The sequence below is a fragment of the Pseudomonas putida NBRC 14164 genome, assembly GCF_000412675.1.
Lineage (GTDB): Bacteria > Pseudomonadota > Gammaproteobacteria > Pseudomonadales > Pseudomonadaceae > Aquipseudomonas > Aquipseudomonas putida.
Genome location: NC_021505.1, coordinates 1,260,499 through 1,279,977, shown reverse-complemented (window position 1 = coordinate 1,279,977; position 19,479 = coordinate 1,260,499). Strand labels below are relative to the sequence as shown.

The window sequence follows — 19,479 nt, the reverse complement described above, 5'->3', positions numbered from 1 at the left end:
GCAAGCCAGCTCCCACCTCGACCGCATTGAACTCAAGGTATGTGCGATCCCTGTGGGAGCTGGCTTGCCGGCGAAGAGGCCAGGACAGGGATATCAGATATCCAGCACCAGCGCTTGTATCCCCTCCTCAACCTGCGCCGGCACCGCACAACAGATCAGCACCGACCCCGCCTCCGGGAGCTCTGCCGGTGGGTTCGGGTAATGCACCTGGCCGCTCACCAGCCTGGTCTTGCAGGTACCGCACGACCCACCCCGGCAACTGAAATCCGGCGCCAACCCACGCGCCTCGGCCAGTTCCAACAGGGTGCCGCTGCCTGGTGCCCAGCGCGCCTCCTTGGCCGACGCCGCGAAGTACACAGGTACTGGCTCGCTGGCCGCAGGCGGCTGTTGCAAGGTGGGCTGGCCGGCATCCGTGTGGCGCCGCAGCGTTGACGGGCCAAAGGCTTCAGCGTGAATGCGCGCATCCGGCACATGCACCGTGCGCAGCCCTTCATACAGGTCCTGAGTGAAGCTGCCCGGGCCGCACAGGTAGAAATCGTAGTCATCCAGCGCCAGCGTCGCCTTGACCTGCTCGATGCCCAGCCGGCCGGTAAACTCATAATCCTGCCCGGCCACGGCATGGTCTTCTGGCTGGCTCAGGGCGCGATGAACGTGCAGCAAGCCGCCAGCCTGTTGCCGCAAGCTTGCCAGCTCCTGCCCGAATGGCAGGTCGGCCAGGGTGCGAGCGCCATGGAATAAATGGATGCGCCGTGCCTGCCCTTTACTCAGCTGCTCACGCAGCATGGCCAGCAACGGCGTTATACCTACGCCGGCGCCAATCAGCACAAGCGGGCGGGTACTCTGCTCATCCAGCGTGAAACTGCCCATAGGCGAGCGCACATCCAGCACATCCCCTGGCTTGACGCGCTCATGCAGGTGCCGAGAGGCGGGGCCCTGCGCTTTTACGCTGATACGCAGGTAGCCATCGGACGGTGCGCTCGACAAGCTGTAGGTCCGGATCATCGCGGCCTCACCATCGATCTGAACCTGTACCGGAATGTGTTGCCCTGGCGCAAAGACCACGCGGCTATCGCTGGGCGGTTCAAGGTAGAACGAGCGGATATCGCGGCTCTCCTGCTCCACCCGCAGCACACGCCAGGCTTGCCATTGGCGCTGTCGCTGGCGTTGCTGCAGGCGTGCGTCGGCCTCGGCCCAGGTGCCAGTCATCAGGCTGGTCGGTGCGTATTCCTTGAACGCCCAGCGCAGGGAAACCGCAGCCGGGCGCCACACTACCTGCTCCACCTCCAGCGTCCACAGCCGCTCGGCGCCTTCGAAATCCTGGATGGCCGGGCTGTCCAGCAGCACCTCGGCACGCCCGCACAGCTGCAGCACGTTGCCGTTGCGGAAATCGATGAACAGCAAGCCGGCCCGCGGGTTCACCAACAAGTTTCCCAAGGTGTTGAAGTGCAGGTTGCCCGCGTAGTCCGGAATGATCAGCCGATTGCCCTCGACCTTGACGAACCCTGGCCGGCCGCCACGGTGAGAAACATCCACAGCGCGCTGGCCGTCACCTTGCTCGACATAGCTGGCGACGAAGAACGTGTCGGCAGCCTGGATCAGGCTGACACATGTGGCATCCAGTGTGGTCGCATCGACACGCGCCTGGGCGGGCTCGGCAACGCGGGTGTAGTCACGCAACTGGATATACTGCGGGCAGTTGCCGAACGACTGCTCCACCCTAACCTGCAGTTGTCCTTCTGCAGCCTGGCGGATCTGCCCGTTGATGCGATTGCGCCGACGGCTGTGCAGTTCGATACCCAGCAGGCCGACCGCCTGCCCGGCTACCAGCCCCGGGGTGGCGGGGTCATCTGCTGGCAGCGTGGTGTCGATCGTCAGCACGCGAGGGTCGGGCGAGCTGACGAACCCTTCCGGCCCTTCCAGCAGGGTGGCCCAAGGCCGGCCAAGAACGTCCACACTGGCGGCCACCATGAACGGCAACTGGTGATAGAAACTACGGTGCTGGTCGGGCATGTAGTCACGAATGACCTTTTGCCCGAACGCCTCCATGCGTTCTGCTACACCGACCTTTTCCTGCAGGGTTTTCTCGCCCGCATGCCAGGGCGAGGGGCGGTGGTCCGGGGGCTGTTGCATGGTGGCGTTCCTCTCGAAGGCGAGGTATCAGGCGCTGGTCTGCAGCCCGATCACAGTGCGCGGCATGGCCACGAAGCCCGGCAGCGACTCGATCCGTGCCAGCCAACTGCGCACGTTGGCATAGGGCTCCAGCGACACGTTGCCTTCTGGCGCGTGGGCGATATACGAGTAGTTGGCGATGTCGGCGATGGTGGGCGTGCTGCCCGCCAGGAATGGCGCCTTGGCCAGCTCGGCGTCGATCACCTTGAGCAGGGTATGGGCACGGGCGATGACTTCGTCTGTGTTGAACGCAGCGCCGAACACGGTCACCAGGCGCGCAGCAGCGGGGCCAAAGGCCAGCGGGCCGGCAGCCACCGACAACCAGCGCTGCACACGGGCGGCGGCAGCGGGCTCTTCGGGTAACCAGGTGCCGTTGTCATACTTTTTGGCCAGATAGACGAGGATGGCATTGGAATCGGCGATCACCGTGCCGTTGTCATCGATAACCGGGACCTGGCCGAACGGGTTGAGGGCCAGAAAATCCGGCTGCTTGTGCGCGCCTTTGGCCAGGTCGACGAACACCAGCTCGGTGGGCAGGTTGAGCAGCGACAGCATCAATTCGATGCGATGGGCGTGGCCAGACTTGGGGAAGTTGTAGAGCTTGATCGGGTTCGACATGGGTTTGGCTCCTGATCAGCACCGGGATGGGCTGGTGGAGCCTATGCTGCACTGGATCAGCAGGCAGCAGAATCAGTGCGTAAGGGAAACCATAATTTCGCGGGGCGCAATAATGACACATTCAAGGCCGGCAGCTATTACGTGGGGCTGCCTTGCCAGGTGCCGAGCCGACCGTAAAGCGGCCCCACACCAAACGCGCTACCGCCCAGGCAGCACATCTGGCGCTATGCGAACACTCAGCCAAATCGCTGCTGGCGTTGGTAGAGGTAAAGGACATGCACTGCCTCAACCACCTGCGGAACGGTGGCCTGATGTTCCTCCAGGCTCATTGTGTCGAGAATGGCAAAACCCTCCTCCTGACCATGCAGGGCAATAGCGTCGAGATGTTTTCGAAGTGAGACAGGTAACGCTGTCCATTTTCCCAAACGAACGCCGCGCATATACCCGAAGCACCACTCTTCAAGCACCACGATTTCGCCCTGCTCCGTGTCTCTGACCTCAAAGAGCAGGTTCAGCTCATCCGTGGCTTCGCTGAGCATGACCGCTACAGTGTTGTAGAACTTGATGATCAAGTCCGTGTAGCGTCGAGCCTGTGCTTGCGTTTTGAACGCAGGCAGCTTGCCACCGGAAACCTCAGGCAGCCACTCACTCGGGGGCACCAGGCGCGGCGAGCTACACAAGGCATTCATAAAACCGTCGAGTTCGCTGATATCAAGTATGGCGTCATCATTGCCATACTTGAAAAGCAGCTCACCCAGTTCGTCCAACTCTTGGTCAGTGATCGCCTTACTCATAAATTTCAGTTTTGCAGCCGGTGGAAACGGAAAATCGTGCGTGCTGCCTCAATCACTTTCGGCACGCACGCCTGAATATCTTGCTCGGACATCTGATCAAGCAGCTCGAAGTTATCTTCAAGCCCATGCAGGGAAATGACCTTCAACAGCTGGTCCTGCTCCTGCGGCAACTCACCCCACCCGGCAATCTGGGTGCCGCGCATATAGCCGAAGCACCACTCCTCCATGACGATGACAGTGCCCACCTCGCCCTCGCTTTCCTCGAACAGCGGCTCGAAGTGGTCGACGTCATCAGTCAATGCCTCTTTCACCTGATTCGCATAGCGCAACATCAACGCGGTGTACGCTTCTTCATGCGCTGGCTTCTTGAACTTCGGCACTTTGCCACCGGCCACTGCGGGCAGCCATTGCTCCGGGAAGACGGCGACCGGCGAACTGGCCAGCGCGGTGAAAAAGCCATTGAGCTCGGCCAGGTTCAGCACGGAATAGTCGTTGCCGTAGGTGATCAACAGGTCTTCGAGACGGTCGAGTTCTTTTTCGCTGAGTACGGGGAGCATGGGTGAGAATCCTGGGAAGCAAAAGTGTGTGCACCCTAGCACAGCAACGCCGGAAGGGCTGCCCGCGTGAACTACCGCGCGGGCAGATGGTTCAGTAGTGCAACAACCAGTCCCGCAACTCATGTCGCCTATCGGTGCCAATCAACAGCCACAGCAAGATTCGGCATTTGCGCGGGCAGAGCTGCCCTGCCATGTATACGCCTTTTTTCTGCAGGTCGATTTCTGCACCAGCAAACCCATAGGTTGTCCGCGCGGTTGGCCCATTACCTGTGCGCGTGGCAACCACTACTGGCAAGGTGGGCGCCAGGTGTTCCAGCACCTCGGACCAACTAGCAGCAACATGCCCAGCGCCGAAGCCGGCAATGACCAATCCTTCATAACCCAATGTAGCCACAGCCTGCAGCAGCGCCGTGTCTGCGTCCACGCAGGCTTCCAGCAGGGCAACGCGCTGGTCGGTGCGATGCGGTATGGGCAGCACTTCCCGTCGTGCTGGCGGATGACGATAGACCACTTCCCCCTCTACCACTTCGCCCAATGGGCCACATCCCGGCGACTCGAACGCGGCTATCGCCATGCTGGCCGTCTTGCGCACCCTTGCCGCGCGGTGGACCTGGTCATTCATCACCACAAGCACACCTCGCCCGCAGCTGTCTGGTGCCAATGCAACCTGAGCCGCAGCCAACAAGTTGGCCGGCCCATCATTGCCCGGCTGGCTGGCCGAGCGCATGGCACCGGTCATCACCAATGGCGCATCGAATGGCCACAGCAGATCCAGGAAATAAGCCGATTCCTCCAGGCTATCGGTCCCTTGGCTCACTACCAAGGCCTGGGCTCCGCGCTCCACCTCGCACCGGGCCCATGCCAGCACATCCAGCAACGTCGCGAAGTCCAGCGATGCACTAGGGACCAGGCACAATGAAGCAACATTCAATTGCGCCATCTGGCGTAACTGTGGCACCTGAAGCAGTTGCTGCTCGCAGTCAAGGGTTGGCGTCACACCACACCCAACAGCCTGGGCCTGCATACTGACCGTGCCCCCCAGGCTAGCGATCGACAGCCTGGGCAGGCTCGAATGTTCAATCATGCTTTTCCCCCCGCAAGTAAGCCGATCAGAGGCACGATCCCCAGGGTGCTGATGGCCATCGACATCACGTTGCCGACGTAGCCATGCACATAAGCCGGCAACCGCTGGGTGATCGCCATTGCCAGCGGCGGAGCCACCAGCGCCCCCAGCACTGCGCTGGCCACCACCACCTGCCAGCTGCCGCCATGCGTCAGCACTGCGGCCGGAACGATCGAGACAATCGGAATGTAGGTAGGGTACCACCCCCGGGCTTTCCACTGTCCACGCCAGAACACGACCCCAACCAACGATGCCAAGGCCTGGCCGGCCACTATCTGCATCACCAGCATTGAACCGTAGGACGGTGCAGCCGGAGCTAACAGGTAAGCCAGCAACACCCCCAGCAGCAGCCCGAGGCTGGCCAGCTCATTACCGAAAAATGGCGCTTCGCTGAAATCGGCCAGGACCCGACGCAACGTCCAGACCACACCGTAGTCTGGCAGGTTGACGACCGGCGCCACTGCGGTGGCCACACGGCTTTGGCGTACCCATGAAGGAAAGCGCTTGCACAGGCTGAAGGCCACGACACTGGCAACCGCCATGCCGCTCACGTTGCCAACTACTACGGGCAACTGCAGGGGATAGCACAGGTAGTTGACTATCAGAAGGCTGGCCGGTGTTACCAGTAGAGCACCCAGTACCGCCCCCGTGATCGTCACCCGCCAGCCCGCACCAAACAGCAATACCATAGCGGCCGGCAATGACACGAAGGCGACGAAGGTGGGTTGCCAGTTGCCACTGGCCAAGGTCCACCCCCACAACGCGTGGCTAAGCACCAAGCCCAGGAACGAACTGGTGAACACCCATGGCCATAGTCCGCTGCCATAGCAAATGGCAAAGCCCTGCCAGCGATACCCTCGCACGTGGCCCCAGTGCGCCAGGCAAGCGCCAAGCAGCAAGCCCAGTGCGGGCAGCTCGTGCTTGTAGAATGCCACTTCGCTGATATCACCGACGATCCAGCGCAAGCGGCTCAGCGGCTGATCGAGCGTCGCCACCATAACTGCATAATCCGGCCATTGGCCATGGGCAAGGCTCGCAGCGAGCACCAGCAGCACACAGGCAAAAATCAACACAGGCCAACGCTGCTGTCCTGAGAAGAGTAGCGTGTTCATTTACGACTCCTCAACGTGGCATGGGCCCGTGCAAGCGGTAGCCAAGACTGGCATCGTAGAGGTCGGTACGCCGGTCTCGTGGCAGGTCGTTGAGGGTGTTCCAGATCGGCGCCGAGCGTGCACTGCTCAGATCTACATCCGCATAGAGAATTTCTTCGGCCTCTGCACTGCCCACTTCGCCAATCGGCCAGCCATTGGTACCGGCGATCAGCGAGCACCCCAGGAAGCGCCCGCCCCGCTCGCTCCCGACACGGTTCGCGGCGGCGATATAAACGTTGTTGACATGCGCTGCGGTCATGGTCAGGTACGAGGCCATGCAGCGCCCTGCTTCATCGAACAATGGTGGCGGGGTCCATACCCAGTTGTTGAGGCTGCAGATGATGTCGGCGCCTTGCGCCGCCATCAGACGCGGGACTTCCGGGAACCAGATGTCCCAGCATATCAGCAGGCCGATACGGCCGATCGGCGTCTCGAATACCGGGAATCCCAGATCGCCGGGGGTGAACCAGAGTTTTTCCTGGTTCCAGAGATGAGCCTTACGGTAGTGCCCGAGCCGGCCTTCAGGGCCAAACAGTACGGCGCTGTCGTAGAGCTTCAGCCCGTCGCGCTCGGAAAAACCGGCGGCCAGGTAAACTTGGTACTCCTTTGCGAAGTCCGCCCAGGCTTTCAGACTGGGGCCGTCCTGCAGCGTCTCTGCATGGGCATAGGCTTCGGCGCGGGAGTTGAAGGCATAGCCGGTATTGGCCAGCTCAGGCAGCACTATCAGGTTGGCGCCTTCGCCTACTGCGCGCCGGGCCAGTGCCAGCCCTCTATCCAGGTTTCGCTCACAATGCTCAAGACCGACCTGGGGATCGTACTGGATGACAGCGATACGTACAGGGCTGACGGGGGAACAGGATTCAGACATGGCGGCTTCCTTTTTGTGGTTGTTTTGGAAGGACGCCAGTAAAGCGATGTTGGGCCTGGGAGGGACAGTCAGGGGGGTCCTATGGGACCGAAGGAAAATCACATGATCGCAGTAGGACTCCCCCTACAAAATGGCCCGTACGCCGCTATTTCCCAACTTGATAATGTGGGTAGTGCTCAAGGGTAAAGCCACCATTGAATTGCGCTGAAGTGTTGTTGCAGAGGTTGATGACCGTATCAATTGCCGTGCGCAAACACGGCTCTGTCCACCCGGCGTCAACTGAGAAGGACTCTCCAGCCAGATACAACCCTGAGCTCGCGCTCAGATCCCGGTTGTATTTCATCAGGTTTACCGCATCAAAGTAGGTACCTGCCCTATACAATTTCGCACACCCGAGCGCATTTCGGTCTGTGCTCCAACGCTGTATGCGAATGTTTCGAGTATCGATGTAGGGCGATATCGCCTCACCCACATTGGTGCACCGCAGAAGGATCCGATCGAGCTCCTTCAGGCACTTGGTCGCCAACTCCTCATCAGAGAAGGCTGCCAATTTCGTTGCATCATCCTCCCAGGCAACGAGGGCGGGCAAATGCACCAAATCCCTGGCGGTGATAGCGTTCGACGATGTCCCGCCATGTCGACTCCCAGCTTTGCGTGCCATAAACAGTGGAAACGTGTTCAGCAAACCGCTCAGCAAAGCTGCGCCATTTCTCGTAGACCTGCTGCAAGACAACCGACGGTGGTGGTGTTTCCCCTGACGGATTACGCCAGACCAATAGCACCGGGTCACCCTCACCTTGTATTTGCCCTTCGCGAAGATAAATACCCGTGGCATTCACCCAGGGTGTGCCTGGATTGGGGAAATCAGAAATCCGCAGCTCAAACAGCTTGGCGTAATACGCCATAAGCGAGCGGCCATCTTTAGGTGATTCTCCTGTCCTATTGAAGAAAGGCATGCGCATGGCCCCCATTTCAAACGGAGTGACAGGTTGCTTGTGGCTTGCAGAGCTGTTCACGACTGTCAGGTGTCGCCCGCCTACACGCCGGGACTGCTCGATCAAGGTGATACGGCTAAAACCACAGCGCAATAATTCCCGGGCCGCAGTCAATCCGGTAACGCCGGCACCGACAATACAAATGCGATGTTCGGGCTGAGTGGCTCGTGCAACGCCTCCCTCTTGTTCGATCAGGCGGCGGTAGTCAAAGCAGAGATCTGGGGGATTAGGGAAACGCGCGGCCCACGGCTGCATCGGCAGTGATGGGTCGATGGTCAGATCGGCGGGGTGGTTGTGTGTAGAACCAATTGTCATGCTCTCGTGTTCTCCATGAGTTGAAGAACCTGAGCATGAGCATTTGCAAGATGCGTGAGGGGGGTGTTATGCACCACCCGCCGGCACCTACAGGATCGTGAGATACCTGAAGGGGCCGGCTTGTCAGCTATACGGTCGTCGGTGGTTACACCGCCAGGGCGCGCTCACGCAGCTCGCTGTTGAGGATGCGATCGTTCTCGCTGTAATCGACGGGGCAGTCGATCACGTGCACGCCTGGGGTCTTGATGCAGTGTTCCAGCAGTGGCAGCAGGCCTTCGGCGCTTTCCACGCGGTGGCCGTTGGCACCGTAGGCTTCGGCGTATTTGACGAAGTCCGGGTTGCCGTAGTCCAGGCCGAAATCGGTGAAGCCCATATTGGCCTGCTTCCAGCGGATCATTCCGTAGCCATCGTCACGCAGGATCACCACGGTGATGTGCATGCCAAGGCGTACAGCCGTTTCCAGCTCCTGGCTGTTCATCATGAAGCCGCCGTCGCCGCACACCGAGATCACCGGGCGGTCCGGGTGCACCAGGTGCGCCGCCATGGCCGATGGCAGGCCGGCGCCCATGGTGGCCAAGGCGTTGTCCAGCAGCACGGTGTTCGGTTTGTGCGCCTTGTAGTTGCGGGCGAACCAGATCTTGTAGATGCCGTTGTCCAGGGCAACGATGCCTTCGGACGGCAGTACGCGACGGATGTCGGCCACCAGGCGCTGCGGGTAGACCGGGAAGCGGTTGTCATCAGCGCCTTCGGCGATCTGTGCTTCGTTGGCTTCACGGATGGCCATCAGGCGGGTGAAGTCCCAGTGCGACGTCTCAGTCAGGGCTTCACCGATCTGCCACACGGCGTTGGCGATGTCACCGATCACTTCGACCTGCGGGAAGTAAACAGCATCGACTTCGGCAGAGCGGAAGTTGATGTGGATGACTTCGGTACCACCACGGACCATGAAGAACGGCGGTTTCTCGATCACGTCGTGGCCGATGTTGACGATCAGGTCAGCGGCTTCGACGGCGCGGTGCACGAAGTCACCCGACGACAGCGCTGCGTTGCCGAGGAAGCGCGGGTGGCGCTCGTCGACCACACCTTTACCCATCTGGGTGGTGATGAACGGAATGCCGGTCTTGTCGATCAGCTGCTTGAGGACCTTGGCGGTCATCTTGCGGTTGGCACCGGCACCAATCACCAGGATCGGGTTGCGCGCATTCTGCAATTTTTCGACGGCAGCCTGGATGGCCACATGCTCGGCCAACGGACGGCGGTGCAGGCTGCGCGGGATCGGCAGTGCGTCGGTCTGCTCGGCGGCGATGTCTTCCGGCAGTTCCAGGTGTACCGCACCCGGCTTTTCTTCTTCAGCCAGGCGGAAGGCTTCGCGCATGCGCGACGGGATGTTGTCGGCCGAGGCGAACTGGTGGGTGTACTTGGTGATGGGGTCCATCATGCCGCACACGTCAATGATCTGGAAGCGGCCCTGCTTGGACTTCTTGATCGGCTTCTGCCCGGTGATCATCATCATCGGCATGCCGCCCAGGTAGGCGTAGGCGCTGGCGGTAACCAGGTTGGTGGCGCCAGGGCCAAGGGTCGACAGGCTGACGCCGGTCTTGCCGGTCAGACGGCCGTAGGTGGCAGCCATGAAGCCTGCAGACTGCTCGTGACGGGTCAGTACCAGCTTGATCTTCGACTTGCGCAGGGATTCGAGCAGGTCGAGGTTTTCTTCACCGGGAATGCCGAATACATACTCGACACCTTCGTTTTCCAGGCATTGCACAACGACATCGGCGGCCTTGGCCATCTTGCTTGCTACCTCAAGTGATGGGACGGTGGAAGTCCAGAAATGCGCAGCACGGTACGCTGGCATCGCTCGGTCCAGGGGTAGGAATGCCCTGAATCAAAGTCTTGACGTAGGGTGGGCGTGGGAAAGTCACGTTAATGTAGCTGCAATATTGTCGCAGTGCTGCGCTGGCGCCGTTGTAGAAGCAACAGTCTTGCTCAGGCTTTGAAAGCGCGCTCTTCTAGTATTCTGGCTCGAATTGTGGGAGGGGCGACGTACCACAGATCCCTGTAGGAGCAGCCTTGTGCTGCAAAGAGGCCGGTAAGGCTAAAGATTATCTTCGGCTGCAATGGCCGCTTCGCAGCACAAGGCTGCTCCTACAGGGCTTCATGCAGGGCTGGAGATATTTGCGCCGCAAAGACAAAACCCCTACCTGCATGCGCAGATAGGGGTTTTGCGAAATGAATCTTGACGATGACCTACTCTCACATGGGGAAACCCCACACTACCATCGGCGATGCATCGTTTCACTACTGAGTTCGGGATGGGATCAGGTGGTTCCAATGCTCTATGGTCGTCAAGAAAATCTGTAGCCAGAATGTCCAGATGGACAGCCCAGCGAATCCGGATATGCGATATTTGTGGGTTGTTGCGAACTTTCGGTTCGTATCATCTTCACCACCACAATTTGGCTTCTTACGCGCAAATTGCTTGGGTGTTATATGGTCAAGCCTCACGGGCAATTAGTATTGGTTAGCTCAACGCCTCACAGCGCTTACACACCCAACCTATCAACGTCGTAGTCTTCGACGGCCCTTCAGGGGATACAAGATCCCAGTGAGATCTCATCTTGAGGCAAGTTTCCCGCTTAGATGCTTTCAGCGGTTATCTCTTCCGAACATAGCTACCCGGCAATGCCACTGGCGTGACAACCGGAACACCAGAGGTTCGTCCACTCCGGTCCTCTCGTACTAGGAGCAGCCCCTCTCAAATCTCAAACGTCCACGGCAGATAGGGACCGAACTGTCTCACGACGTTCTAAACCCAGCTCGCGTACCACTTTAAATGGCGAACAGCCATACCCTTGGGACCGGCTTCAGCCCCAGGATGTGATGAGCCGACATCGAGGTGCCAAACACCGCCGTCGATATGAACTCTTGGGCGGTATCAGCCTGTTATCCCCGGAGTACCTTTTATCCGTTGAGCGATGGCCCTTCCATACAGAACCACCGGATCACTAAGACCTACTTTCGTACCTGCTCGACGTGTGTGTCTCGCAGTCAAGCGCGCTTTTGCCTTTATACTCTACGACCGATTTCCGACCGGTCTGAGCGCACCTTCGTACTCCTCCGTTACTCTTTGGGAGGAGACCGCCCCAGTCAAACTACCCACCATACACTGTCCTCGATCCGGATAACGGACCTGAGTTAGAACCTCAAAGTTGCCAGGGTGGTATTTCAAGGATGGCTCCATGAGAACTGGCGTCCCCACTTCAAAGCCTCCCACCTATCCTACACAAGCAAATTCAAAGTCCAGTGCAAAGCTATAGTAAAGGTTCACGGGGTCTTTCCGTCTAGCCGCGGATACACTGCATCTTCACAGCGATTTCAATTTCACTGAGTCTCGGGTGGAGACAGCGCCGCCATCGTTACGCCATTCGTGCAGGTCGGAACTTACCCGACAAGGAATTTCGCTACCTTAGGACCGTTATAGTTACGGCCGCCGTTTACCGGGGCTTCGATCAAGAGCTTCGCTTGCGCTAACCCCATCAATTAACCTTCCGGCACCGGGCAGGCGTCACACCCTATACGTCCACTTTCGTGTTTGCAGAGTGCTGTGTTTTTAATAAACAGTCGCAGCGGCCTGGTATCTTCGACCGGCATGGGCTTACGGAGCAAGTCCTTGACCCTCGCCGGCGCACCTTCTCCCGAAGTTACGGTGCCATTTTGCCTAGTTCCTTCACCCGAGTTCTCTCAAGCGCCTTGGTATTCTCTACCTAACCACCTGTGTCGGTTTGGGGTACGGTTCCCAGTTATCTGAAGCTTAGGAGCTTTTCTTGGAAGCATGGTATCAACCACTTCGTCGCCTAATGGCAACTCGTCATCAGCTCTCGGCCTTGAAATCCCGGATTTGCCTAAGATTCCAGCCTACCACCTTAAACCTGGACAACCAACGCCAGGCTGGCCTAACCTTCTCCGTCCCTCCATCGCAATAACTGGAAGTACAGGAATATTAACCTGTTTTCCATCGACTACGCTTTTCAGCCTCGCCTTAGGGACCGACTAACCCTGCGTCGATTAACGTTGCGCAGGAAACCTTGGTCTTTCGGCGTGCGAGTTTTTCACTCGCATTGTCGTTACTCATGTCAGCATTCGCACTTCTGATACCTCCAGCAAGCTTCTCAACTCACCTTCACAGGCTTACAGAACGCTCCTCTACCGCATCACCAAAAGGTGATACCCGTAGCTTCGGTGCATGGTTTGAGCCCCGTTACATCTTCCGCGCAGGCCGACTCGACTAGTGAGCTATTACGCTTTCTTTAAAGGGTGGCTGCTTCTAAGCCAACCTCCTAGCTGTCTAAGCCTTCCCACATCGTTTCCCACTTAACCATGACTTTGGGACCTTAGCTGACGGTCTGGGTTGTTTCCCTTTTCACGACGGACGTTAGCACCCGCCGTGTGTCTCCCATGCTCGGCACTTGTAGGTATTCGGAGTTTGCATCGGTTTGGTAAGTCGGGATGACCCCCTAGCCGAAACAGTGCTCTACCCCCTACAGTGATACATGAGGCGCTACCTAAATAGCTTTCGAGGAGAACCAGCTATCTCCGAGCTTGATTAGCCTTTCACTCCGATCCACAGGTCATCCGCTAACTTTTCAACGGTAGTCGGTTCGGTCCTCCAGTCAGTGTTACCTAACCTTCAACCTGCCCATGGATAGATCGCCCGGTTTCGGGTCTATACCCAGCGACTAAACGCCCTATTAAGACTCGCTTTCGCTACGCCTCCCCTATTCGGTTAAGCTCGCCACTGAATATAAGTCGCTGACCCATTATACAAAAGGTACGCAGTCACCTAACAAGTAGGCTCCCACTGCTTGTACGCATACGGTTTCAGGATCTATTTCACTCCCCTCTCCGGGGTTCTTTTCGCCTTTCCCTCACGGTACTAGTTCACTATCGGTCAGTCAGTAGTATTTAGCCTTGGAGGATGGTCCCCCCATATTCAGACAAAGTTTCTCGTGCTCCGTCCTACTCGATTTCATTGATAAGAGATTTTCGTGTACGGGGCTATCACCCACTATGGCCGCACTTTCCAGAGCGTTCCACTAATCTCAAACCAACTTAAGGGCTGGTCCCCGTTCGCTCGCCACTACTAAGGGAATCTCGGTTGATTTCTTTTCCTCAGGGTACTTAGATGTTTCAGTTCCCCTGGTTCGCCTCTTGCACCTATGTATTCAGTACAAGATAACCAGCTTGTGCTGGCTGGGTTCCCCCATTCAGAGATCTCTGGATCACAGTCTGTTTGCCGACTCCCCAAAGCTTTTCGCAGGCTACCACGTCTTTCATCGCCTCTGACTGCCAAGGCATCCACCGTATGCGCTTCTTCACTTGACCATATAACCCCAAGCAATCTGGTTATACTGTGAAGACGACATTCGCCGAAAATTCGCACGTTGCTCTTTCGAGCAGAACTCACAAATTTTACCTTAGCCTGATCCACCAGCAGTGAAACTGGTGTTCAGTCTATTTCTATCACATATCCGAATTTTTAAAGAACGATCTGACAAAAGCCAGAAATCAACATTCGAAGCGAATGCTCATTTCCAAGTTCTGATCAGGAACAACGCGAGGCCTGCACAAGGCCTTGATCGTCTTTTACAAAGAATCAAGCAATTCGTGTGGGAGCTCATCAGCAGGCTGATGTCGTCGATTAAGGAGGTGATCCAGCCGCAGGTTCCCCTACGGCTACCTTGTTACGACTTCACCCCAGTCATGAATCACACCGTGGTAACCGTCCTCCCGAAGGTTAGACTAGCTACTTCTGGTGCAACCCACTCCCATGGTGTGACGGGCGGTGTGTACAAGGCCCGGGAACGTATTCACCGCGACATTCTGATTCGCGATTACTAGCGATTCCGACTTCACGCAGTCGAGTTGCAGACTGCGATCCGGACTACGATCGGTTTTGTGAGATTAGCTCCACCTCGCGGCTTGGCAACCCTCTGTACCGACCATTGTAGCACGTGTGTAGCCCAGGCCGTAAGGGCCATGATGACTTGACGTCATCCCCACCTTCCTCCGGTTTGTCACCGGCAGTCTCCTTAGAGTGCCCACCATAACGTGCTGGTAACTAAGGACAAGGGTTGCGCTCGTTACGGGACTTAACCCAACATCTCACGACACGAGCTGACGACAGCCATGCAGCACCTGTGTCAGAGTTCCCGAAGGCACCAATCCATCTCTGGAAAGTTCTCTGCATGTCAAGGCCTGGTAAGGTTCTTCGCGTTGCTTCGAATTAAACCACATGCTCCACCGCTTGTGCGGGCCCCCGTCAATTCATTTGAGTTTTAACCTTGCGGCCGTACTCCCCAGGCGGTCAACTTAATGCGTTAGCTGCGCCACTAAAATCTCAAGGATTCCAACGGCTAGTTGACATCGTTTACGGCGTGGACTACCAGGGTATCTAATCCTGTTTGCTCCCCACGCTTTCGCACCTCAGTGTCAGTATCAGTCCAGGTGGTCGCCTTCGCCACTGGTGTTCCTTCCTATATCTACGCATTTCACCGCTACACAGGAAATTCCACCACCCTCTACCGTACTCTAGCTTGCCAGTTTTGGATGCAGTTCCCAGGTTGAGCCCGGGGCTTTCACATCCAACTTAACAAACCACCTACGCGCGCTTTACGCCCAGTAATTCCGATTAACGCTTGCACCCTCTGTATTACCGCGGCTGCTGGCACAGAGTTAGCCGGTGCTTATTCTGTCGGTAACGTCAAAACACTAACGTATTAGGTTAATGCCCTTCCTCCCAACTTAAAGTGCTTTACAATCCGAAGACCTTCTTCACACACGCGGCATGGCTGGATCAGGCTTTCGCCCATTGTCCAATATTCCCCACTGCTGCCTCCCGTAGGAGTCTGGACCGTGTCTCAGTTCCAGTGTGACTGATCATCCTCTCAGACCAGTTACGGATCGTCGCCTTGGTGAGCCATTACCTCACCAACTAGCTAATCCGACCTAGGCTCATCTGATAGCGCAAGGCCCGAAGGTCCCCTGCTTTCTCCCGTAGGACGTATGCGGTATTAGCGTTCCTTTCGAAACGTTGTCCCCCACTACCAGGCAGATTCCTAGGCATTACTCACCCGTCCGCCGCTGAATCGAAGAGCAAGCTCTTCTCATCCGCTCGACTTGCATGTGTTAGGCCTGCCGCCAGCGTTCAATCTGAGCCATGATCAAACTCTTCAGTTCAATACTGCTTGGGTTTTTAAGAAACCCTAAACTTGGCTCAGCAATCTCAAATGACTATGTGATTTCTCGCATGGTCACTTGTGATGCTGATAATCTTTTTGACTATCAGTCCATACTCACAAGCACCCACACGAATTGCTTGACTCAATTTGTTAAAGAGCGTTTGGTTAAGAGCTTTTCGTCTCAACCGAGGCGCGCATTCTACGCTTTCCTCATTTGCTGTCAAGCGTTTATTTTGAAGTCTTTTACAACCGCTTCCTTTCGAAAGCTAACCACTTCAAACACTTACCGCTTGCCCCGAAGCGTTTGTCGCTGCGAGGTGGCGAATAATACGCGCTTTGAAATTAGAGTCAACACCTTGATCTAAAAAACTTTCCCAAGGTGTTTCGCAGCCTCCTGGCAACTAATGAAAGCGCAGCGGATCTGTAATGAAACACCCCCACGGAGCGTAGCGGCCATGAGCGATGGGCAAAGCGAGAAAACCCCGGGCCTGTCTGCAGATGAAGAGCAGGAGGTCAGCCACAACCAGCCGCCGCGGGCGGCAGTGCTGCACGAAATCATTCGCTATCAGGGCGACCAGGAGCTGGAGCGTACGCTCGCCGCGCTGTGGTGGTCGGCACTGGCCGCCGGCTTGTCCATGGGCCTATCGCTGATGGCCATGGGGCTGTTCTACGCCCGCCTGCCGGACGGCGACAGTGCCCAGGTGGTTGCCAGCATCGGCTACAGCGCAGGCTTTCTTGCCGTTATCCTGGCACGCCAGCAACTGTTTACCGAAAACACCCTCACCGCCGTGCTGCCCGTCATGACCTCCCCTACCCTGGCCAACTTCGGGCGCCTGTTGCGCCTGTGGGGCGTGGTACTGCTCGGCAACCTGGCCGGCACCCTACTGGTGGCCTGGGTCATGCTGGAGCTGCCGATCTTCGACAGCAAGACGGATGTGGCCTTTTTGGAGATTGGCCGCAAGGTCATGAAGAACGACGTCAGCCAGATGTTCGCCAAGGGCATCGTCTCGGGCTGGATGATCGCCACCATGGTCTGGATGATCCCGTCCATGGAGCACGCCAAGATCTGGATCATCCTGATGATCACCTACCTGATGGCCCTTGGCGACTTCACTCATATAGTAGTGGGCTCGGTCGAGGTGTCTTATCTGGTCTGGGCCGGCGATGAGACCTGGCGCAGCTTCTGGCTGGAATTCGCCTTGCCGACCCTGGCGGGCAATATCATTGGCGGCAGCTTTATCTTCGGCCTGATCAGCCATGCTCAGGTACGCAGTGACAGCGGCAAGCCGCCCTCGCAACTATTGAAAGACGACCAGGACCGGCCTTCGCGCAGCAGGGACGACAAACATTGAAGCTCAGCGTGCCGCCATTGTGCGCTCGTTCGCCTGGCCCCGCTGGCGCACAGGCCGCGGCTGCCACCAGTTTTGCCCGGCATGCGGTGAGCCAAGGCTGACCCGCTCGCCCATCTGCGGCGTACTCAAGCGCACCTGAGCCTGATTGGCCAGCGTCAGTATGCGTTCGAAGGGCTCCTGCCAGCCGTGGATAGACAGGTCGAAAGTGCCATTGTGAATCGGCAGCATCCAGCGCCCGCGCAAATCCAGGTGGGCCTGCAAGCTCTGCTCCGGCTGCATGTGCACATCGGGCCAGGCGACATTGTAGGCGCCAGTTTCGATCATGGTCAGGTCGAACGGCCCGAAACGTTCACCTATCTGTTTGAAACCGTCGAAGTACCCGGTATCGCCACTGAAGAACACCCGCACATCCTCATCGACAATCACCCAGGACGCCCACAACGTCCTATTGCTATCCAGCAGCCCGCGCCCGGAAAAGTGCTGTGCCGGGGTAGCGACGAAGCGCACACCTTCCACCACGCTTTCCTGCCACCAATCCAGCTGCCGCACTTTCGCAGGGGCCACGCCCCAGCGCATCAGCAGGTCGCCCACACCCAGTGGCGCCAGAAACACCCCGGTGTGCGGCGCCAGCTGGCGAATCGCCTGCTCGTCGAGGTGGTCGAAGTGATCGTGCGACAGCACTACCGCAGCCAGCGGTGGCAACTGGTCCAATGCCAGCGGCGGCGCATGGAAGCGCAAGGGGCCCGCCCACTGCACGGGCGAGGCGCGCTCGGCGAACACAGGGTCGGTGATGAAGAAGCGCCCGCGCAATTTCAGCAATACCGTGGAATGCCCCAAGCGCCATAAGCTGTGGTCCGGGGCATCGAGCACCTGCTGGCGGGTCATGGGCTGGAGGCTGATTGGCGTGGCTGGCCGGGTTTGCGGCGGCTTGCGCAGGAACAGGTACTTGAGCCCGATGCGCAGCTTTTTAAGCACGCCATCCTGCGGCCGCACCGCCTGGTTATGGAAACGCCCATCCTGCTGGGGTGCCGGCTCGCCAGCGTGGTTGGCCAAAGGGACCATCAGCAGCACTCCAAGCAACAGGAAAGCCTTCATGTTACCCCACAGTGATCGCATCAACCGTGAATTGGCTTGTAAGGCCATTTTTCGCCGATGAAACTGTGTTCAACAATATTCACGTGAGTTATGCGATAAACGGCACCCCGGCAGAAGAACAATGAGCATGATGGACAACCGAAGCGGCAAAGGCCTTACATTCGTCAAGCGCATCTACCTGCCACGCGTTATCGGCCTGGGTATCGGCCTGTTCAGCGTCATGGCCGGCATGGCTACGCTGACGCCGCCTGCCTGGGTATGGGTGCTGGTGCTGTTCAACGGGCTGTTGTGGCCGCACGTGGCCTACTTCTGGGCTAGCCGCTCCACAACCCCTTATCAGGCAGAACAGCGCAACTTGCTGCTCGATTCGCTGATGGGCGGGTTCTGGGCCGCCGCCATGCAGTTCAACCCGTTGCCCAGTGTGACCGTGCTGTCGATGATGACCATGAATAACGTCGCTGCCGGCGGCAAGCGGATGCTCGTGCGCGGGGCGCTGGCCCAGCTGGCCGGCATGCTTGTCGCCGTCCTGGCGCTCGGCCCCGGCCTGCAGCTGAACGCCACGCCCCTGCAGGTTTATGCCTGCCTGCCGATGCTGACGCTGTACCCGCTGGCCCTGGGCTGGGTGTGCTATCAACTGGCGATCAAGCTGGCCGACCACAAGCGCAGGCTGAGCGCCCTGACCCTCACAGACAGCCTGACCGGGCTGCTCAACCATGGCGCCTGGAAAGACCTGCTGCTGCTGAAGTTCCACGCCTGTAAACAACAACAGGGAGGCGCTGTCATTGCCCTGATCGACATCGACCATTTCAAGACCATCAACGACACCTTCGGCCATGTGGTCGGAGATTGTGTACTGCGTCAGCTCAGTGCCGAGCTACGGCGCAACCTGCGCGATGGCGACCAGGCCGGGCGCTACGGCGGCGACGAGTTCTGCGTCATCCTGCCGGACACCAGCGAAGCTCAGGCCTGCCTCGCCATGGAGCGCCTGCGCGAACGGGTCGCCAACTACCGTAACCCGCAGTTGCCGCACCTGCGTATCAGCCTCAGCATCGGCCTGTCAGCATTCGAGGCTGGCCTCGAGTCCCCGGAACACTGGCTGGAACAGGCGGACAAGGCGCTTTACACCGCCAAGCACGCAGGCCGTGACCAAGTCAATTTTGCCCGCGGCGAGGCTGCGACGCTCAGGCTGGCCTATCCTGATTGA

At 58.3% G+C, this 19,479-nt stretch carries 11 protein-coding genes, 3 rRNA genes and 1 pseudogene; 2 read left to right on the top strand and 13 right to left on the bottom strand.

Annotated elements, in window-relative coordinates; genetic code table 11:
* Positions 1–93 precede the first annotated feature (93 nt).
* From PP4_RS05645 to PP4_RS05590, 12 genes and pseudogenes are all read right to left on the bottom strand, one after another.
* On the bottom strand, positions 94–2,130 hold the full coding sequence (locus PP4_RS05645; protein WP_016498285.1) for a pyridoxamine 5'-phosphate oxidase family protein: 2,037 nt from the start codon (positions 2,128–2,130) through the stop codon (positions 94–96).
* Positions 2,131–2,157: 27 nt separating this feature from the next.
* A complete protein-coding gene (locus PP4_RS05640) occupies positions 2,158–2,787 on the bottom strand; it encodes a glutathione S-transferase family protein (protein ID WP_016498284.1) in 630 nt (209 codons plus the stop codon).
* A 236-nt stretch (positions 2,788–3,023) separates the two neighbouring features.
* The gene (locus PP4_RS05635) at positions 3,024–3,581 is read right to left on the bottom strand and encodes a UPF0149 family protein (protein ID WP_016498283.1); all 558 of its coding nucleotides are present in this window, start codon (positions 3,579–3,581) and stop codon (positions 3,024–3,026) included.
* Positions 3,582–3,586: 5 nt separating this feature from the next.
* Complete coding sequence (locus tag PP4_RS05630) at positions 3,587–4,138, bottom strand: UPF0149 family protein (protein ID WP_016498282.1); 552 nt, start codon at positions 4,136–4,138, stop codon at positions 3,587–3,589.
* A 91-nt stretch (positions 4,139–4,229) separates the two neighbouring features.
* The gene (locus tag PP4_RS05625) at positions 4,230–5,222 is read right to left on the bottom strand and encodes an asparaginase (protein WP_016498281.1); all 993 of its coding nucleotides are present in this window, start codon (positions 5,220–5,222) and stop codon (positions 4,230–4,232) included.
* Positions 5,219–6,373 carry a hypothetical protein gene (locus PP4_RS05620; RefSeq protein WP_016498280.1) on the bottom strand — a complete coding sequence of 385 codons (1,155 nt, stop codon included), beginning with the start codon at positions 6,371–6,373 and terminating at the stop codon, positions 5,219–5,221. The genes PP4_RS05625 and PP4_RS05620 overlap by 4 nt, the downstream gene beginning before the upstream one ends.
* 10 nt (positions 6,374–6,383) lie before the next feature.
* Positions 6,384–7,280: a nitrilase family protein gene (locus tag PP4_RS05615; protein ID WP_016498279.1), complete on the bottom strand. Its 897-nt coding sequence runs from the start codon at positions 7,278–7,280 to the stop codon at positions 6,384–6,386.
* A gap of 145 nt (positions 7,281–7,425) precedes the next feature.
* Positions 7,426–8,590, bottom strand: a pseudogene (locus PP4_RS05610) (FAD-dependent oxidoreductase).
* A gap of 145 nt (positions 8,591–8,735) precedes the next feature.
* Positions 8,736–10,379, bottom strand: coding sequence for an acetolactate synthase large subunit (locus tag PP4_RS05605; RefSeq protein WP_016498276.1), 1,644 nt, complete (start codon positions 10,377–10,379; stop codon positions 8,736–8,738).
* A 445-nt stretch (positions 10,380–10,824) separates the two neighbouring features.
* Positions 10,825–10,940 (bottom strand): 5S ribosomal RNA (gene rrf, locus PP4_RS05600).
* A gap of 140 nt (positions 10,941–11,080) precedes the next feature.
* Positions 11,081–13,972 (bottom strand): 23S ribosomal RNA (locus PP4_RS05595).
* A gap of 317 nt (positions 13,973–14,289) precedes the next feature.
* A 16S ribosomal RNA gene (locus PP4_RS05590) occupies positions 14,290–15,826 on the bottom strand.
* Together the 16S, 23S and 5S rRNA genes form the textbook arrangement of a ribosomal RNA operon.
* Positions 15,827–16,283: 457 nt before the next feature.
* On the opposite strand from PP4_RS05590, the gene PP4_RS05585 reads away from it, so the two are divergent.
* Positions 16,284–17,180, top strand: a complete 897-nt coding sequence (locus PP4_RS05585) for a formate/nitrite transporter family protein (protein ID WP_016498275.1) — start codon at positions 16,284–16,286, stop codon at positions 17,178–17,180.
* 3 nt (positions 17,181–17,183) lie between these two features.
* Here the strand turns inward: PP4_RS05585 and PP4_RS05580 are convergent, their stop codons facing one another.
* Complete coding sequence (locus PP4_RS05580; RefSeq protein WP_041167608.1) at positions 17,184–18,275, bottom strand: MBL fold metallo-hydrolase; 1,092 nt, start codon at positions 18,273–18,275, stop codon at positions 17,184–17,186.
* Positions 18,276–18,405: 130 nt separating this feature from the next.
* Between PP4_RS05580 and PP4_RS05575 the strand changes: the two genes are divergently transcribed.
* Positions 18,406–19,479 (top strand): diguanylate cyclase, encoded by a 1,074-nt coding sequence (locus PP4_RS05575; RefSeq protein ID WP_041167606.1) that lies wholly within the window; start codon positions 18,406–18,408, stop codon positions 19,477–19,479.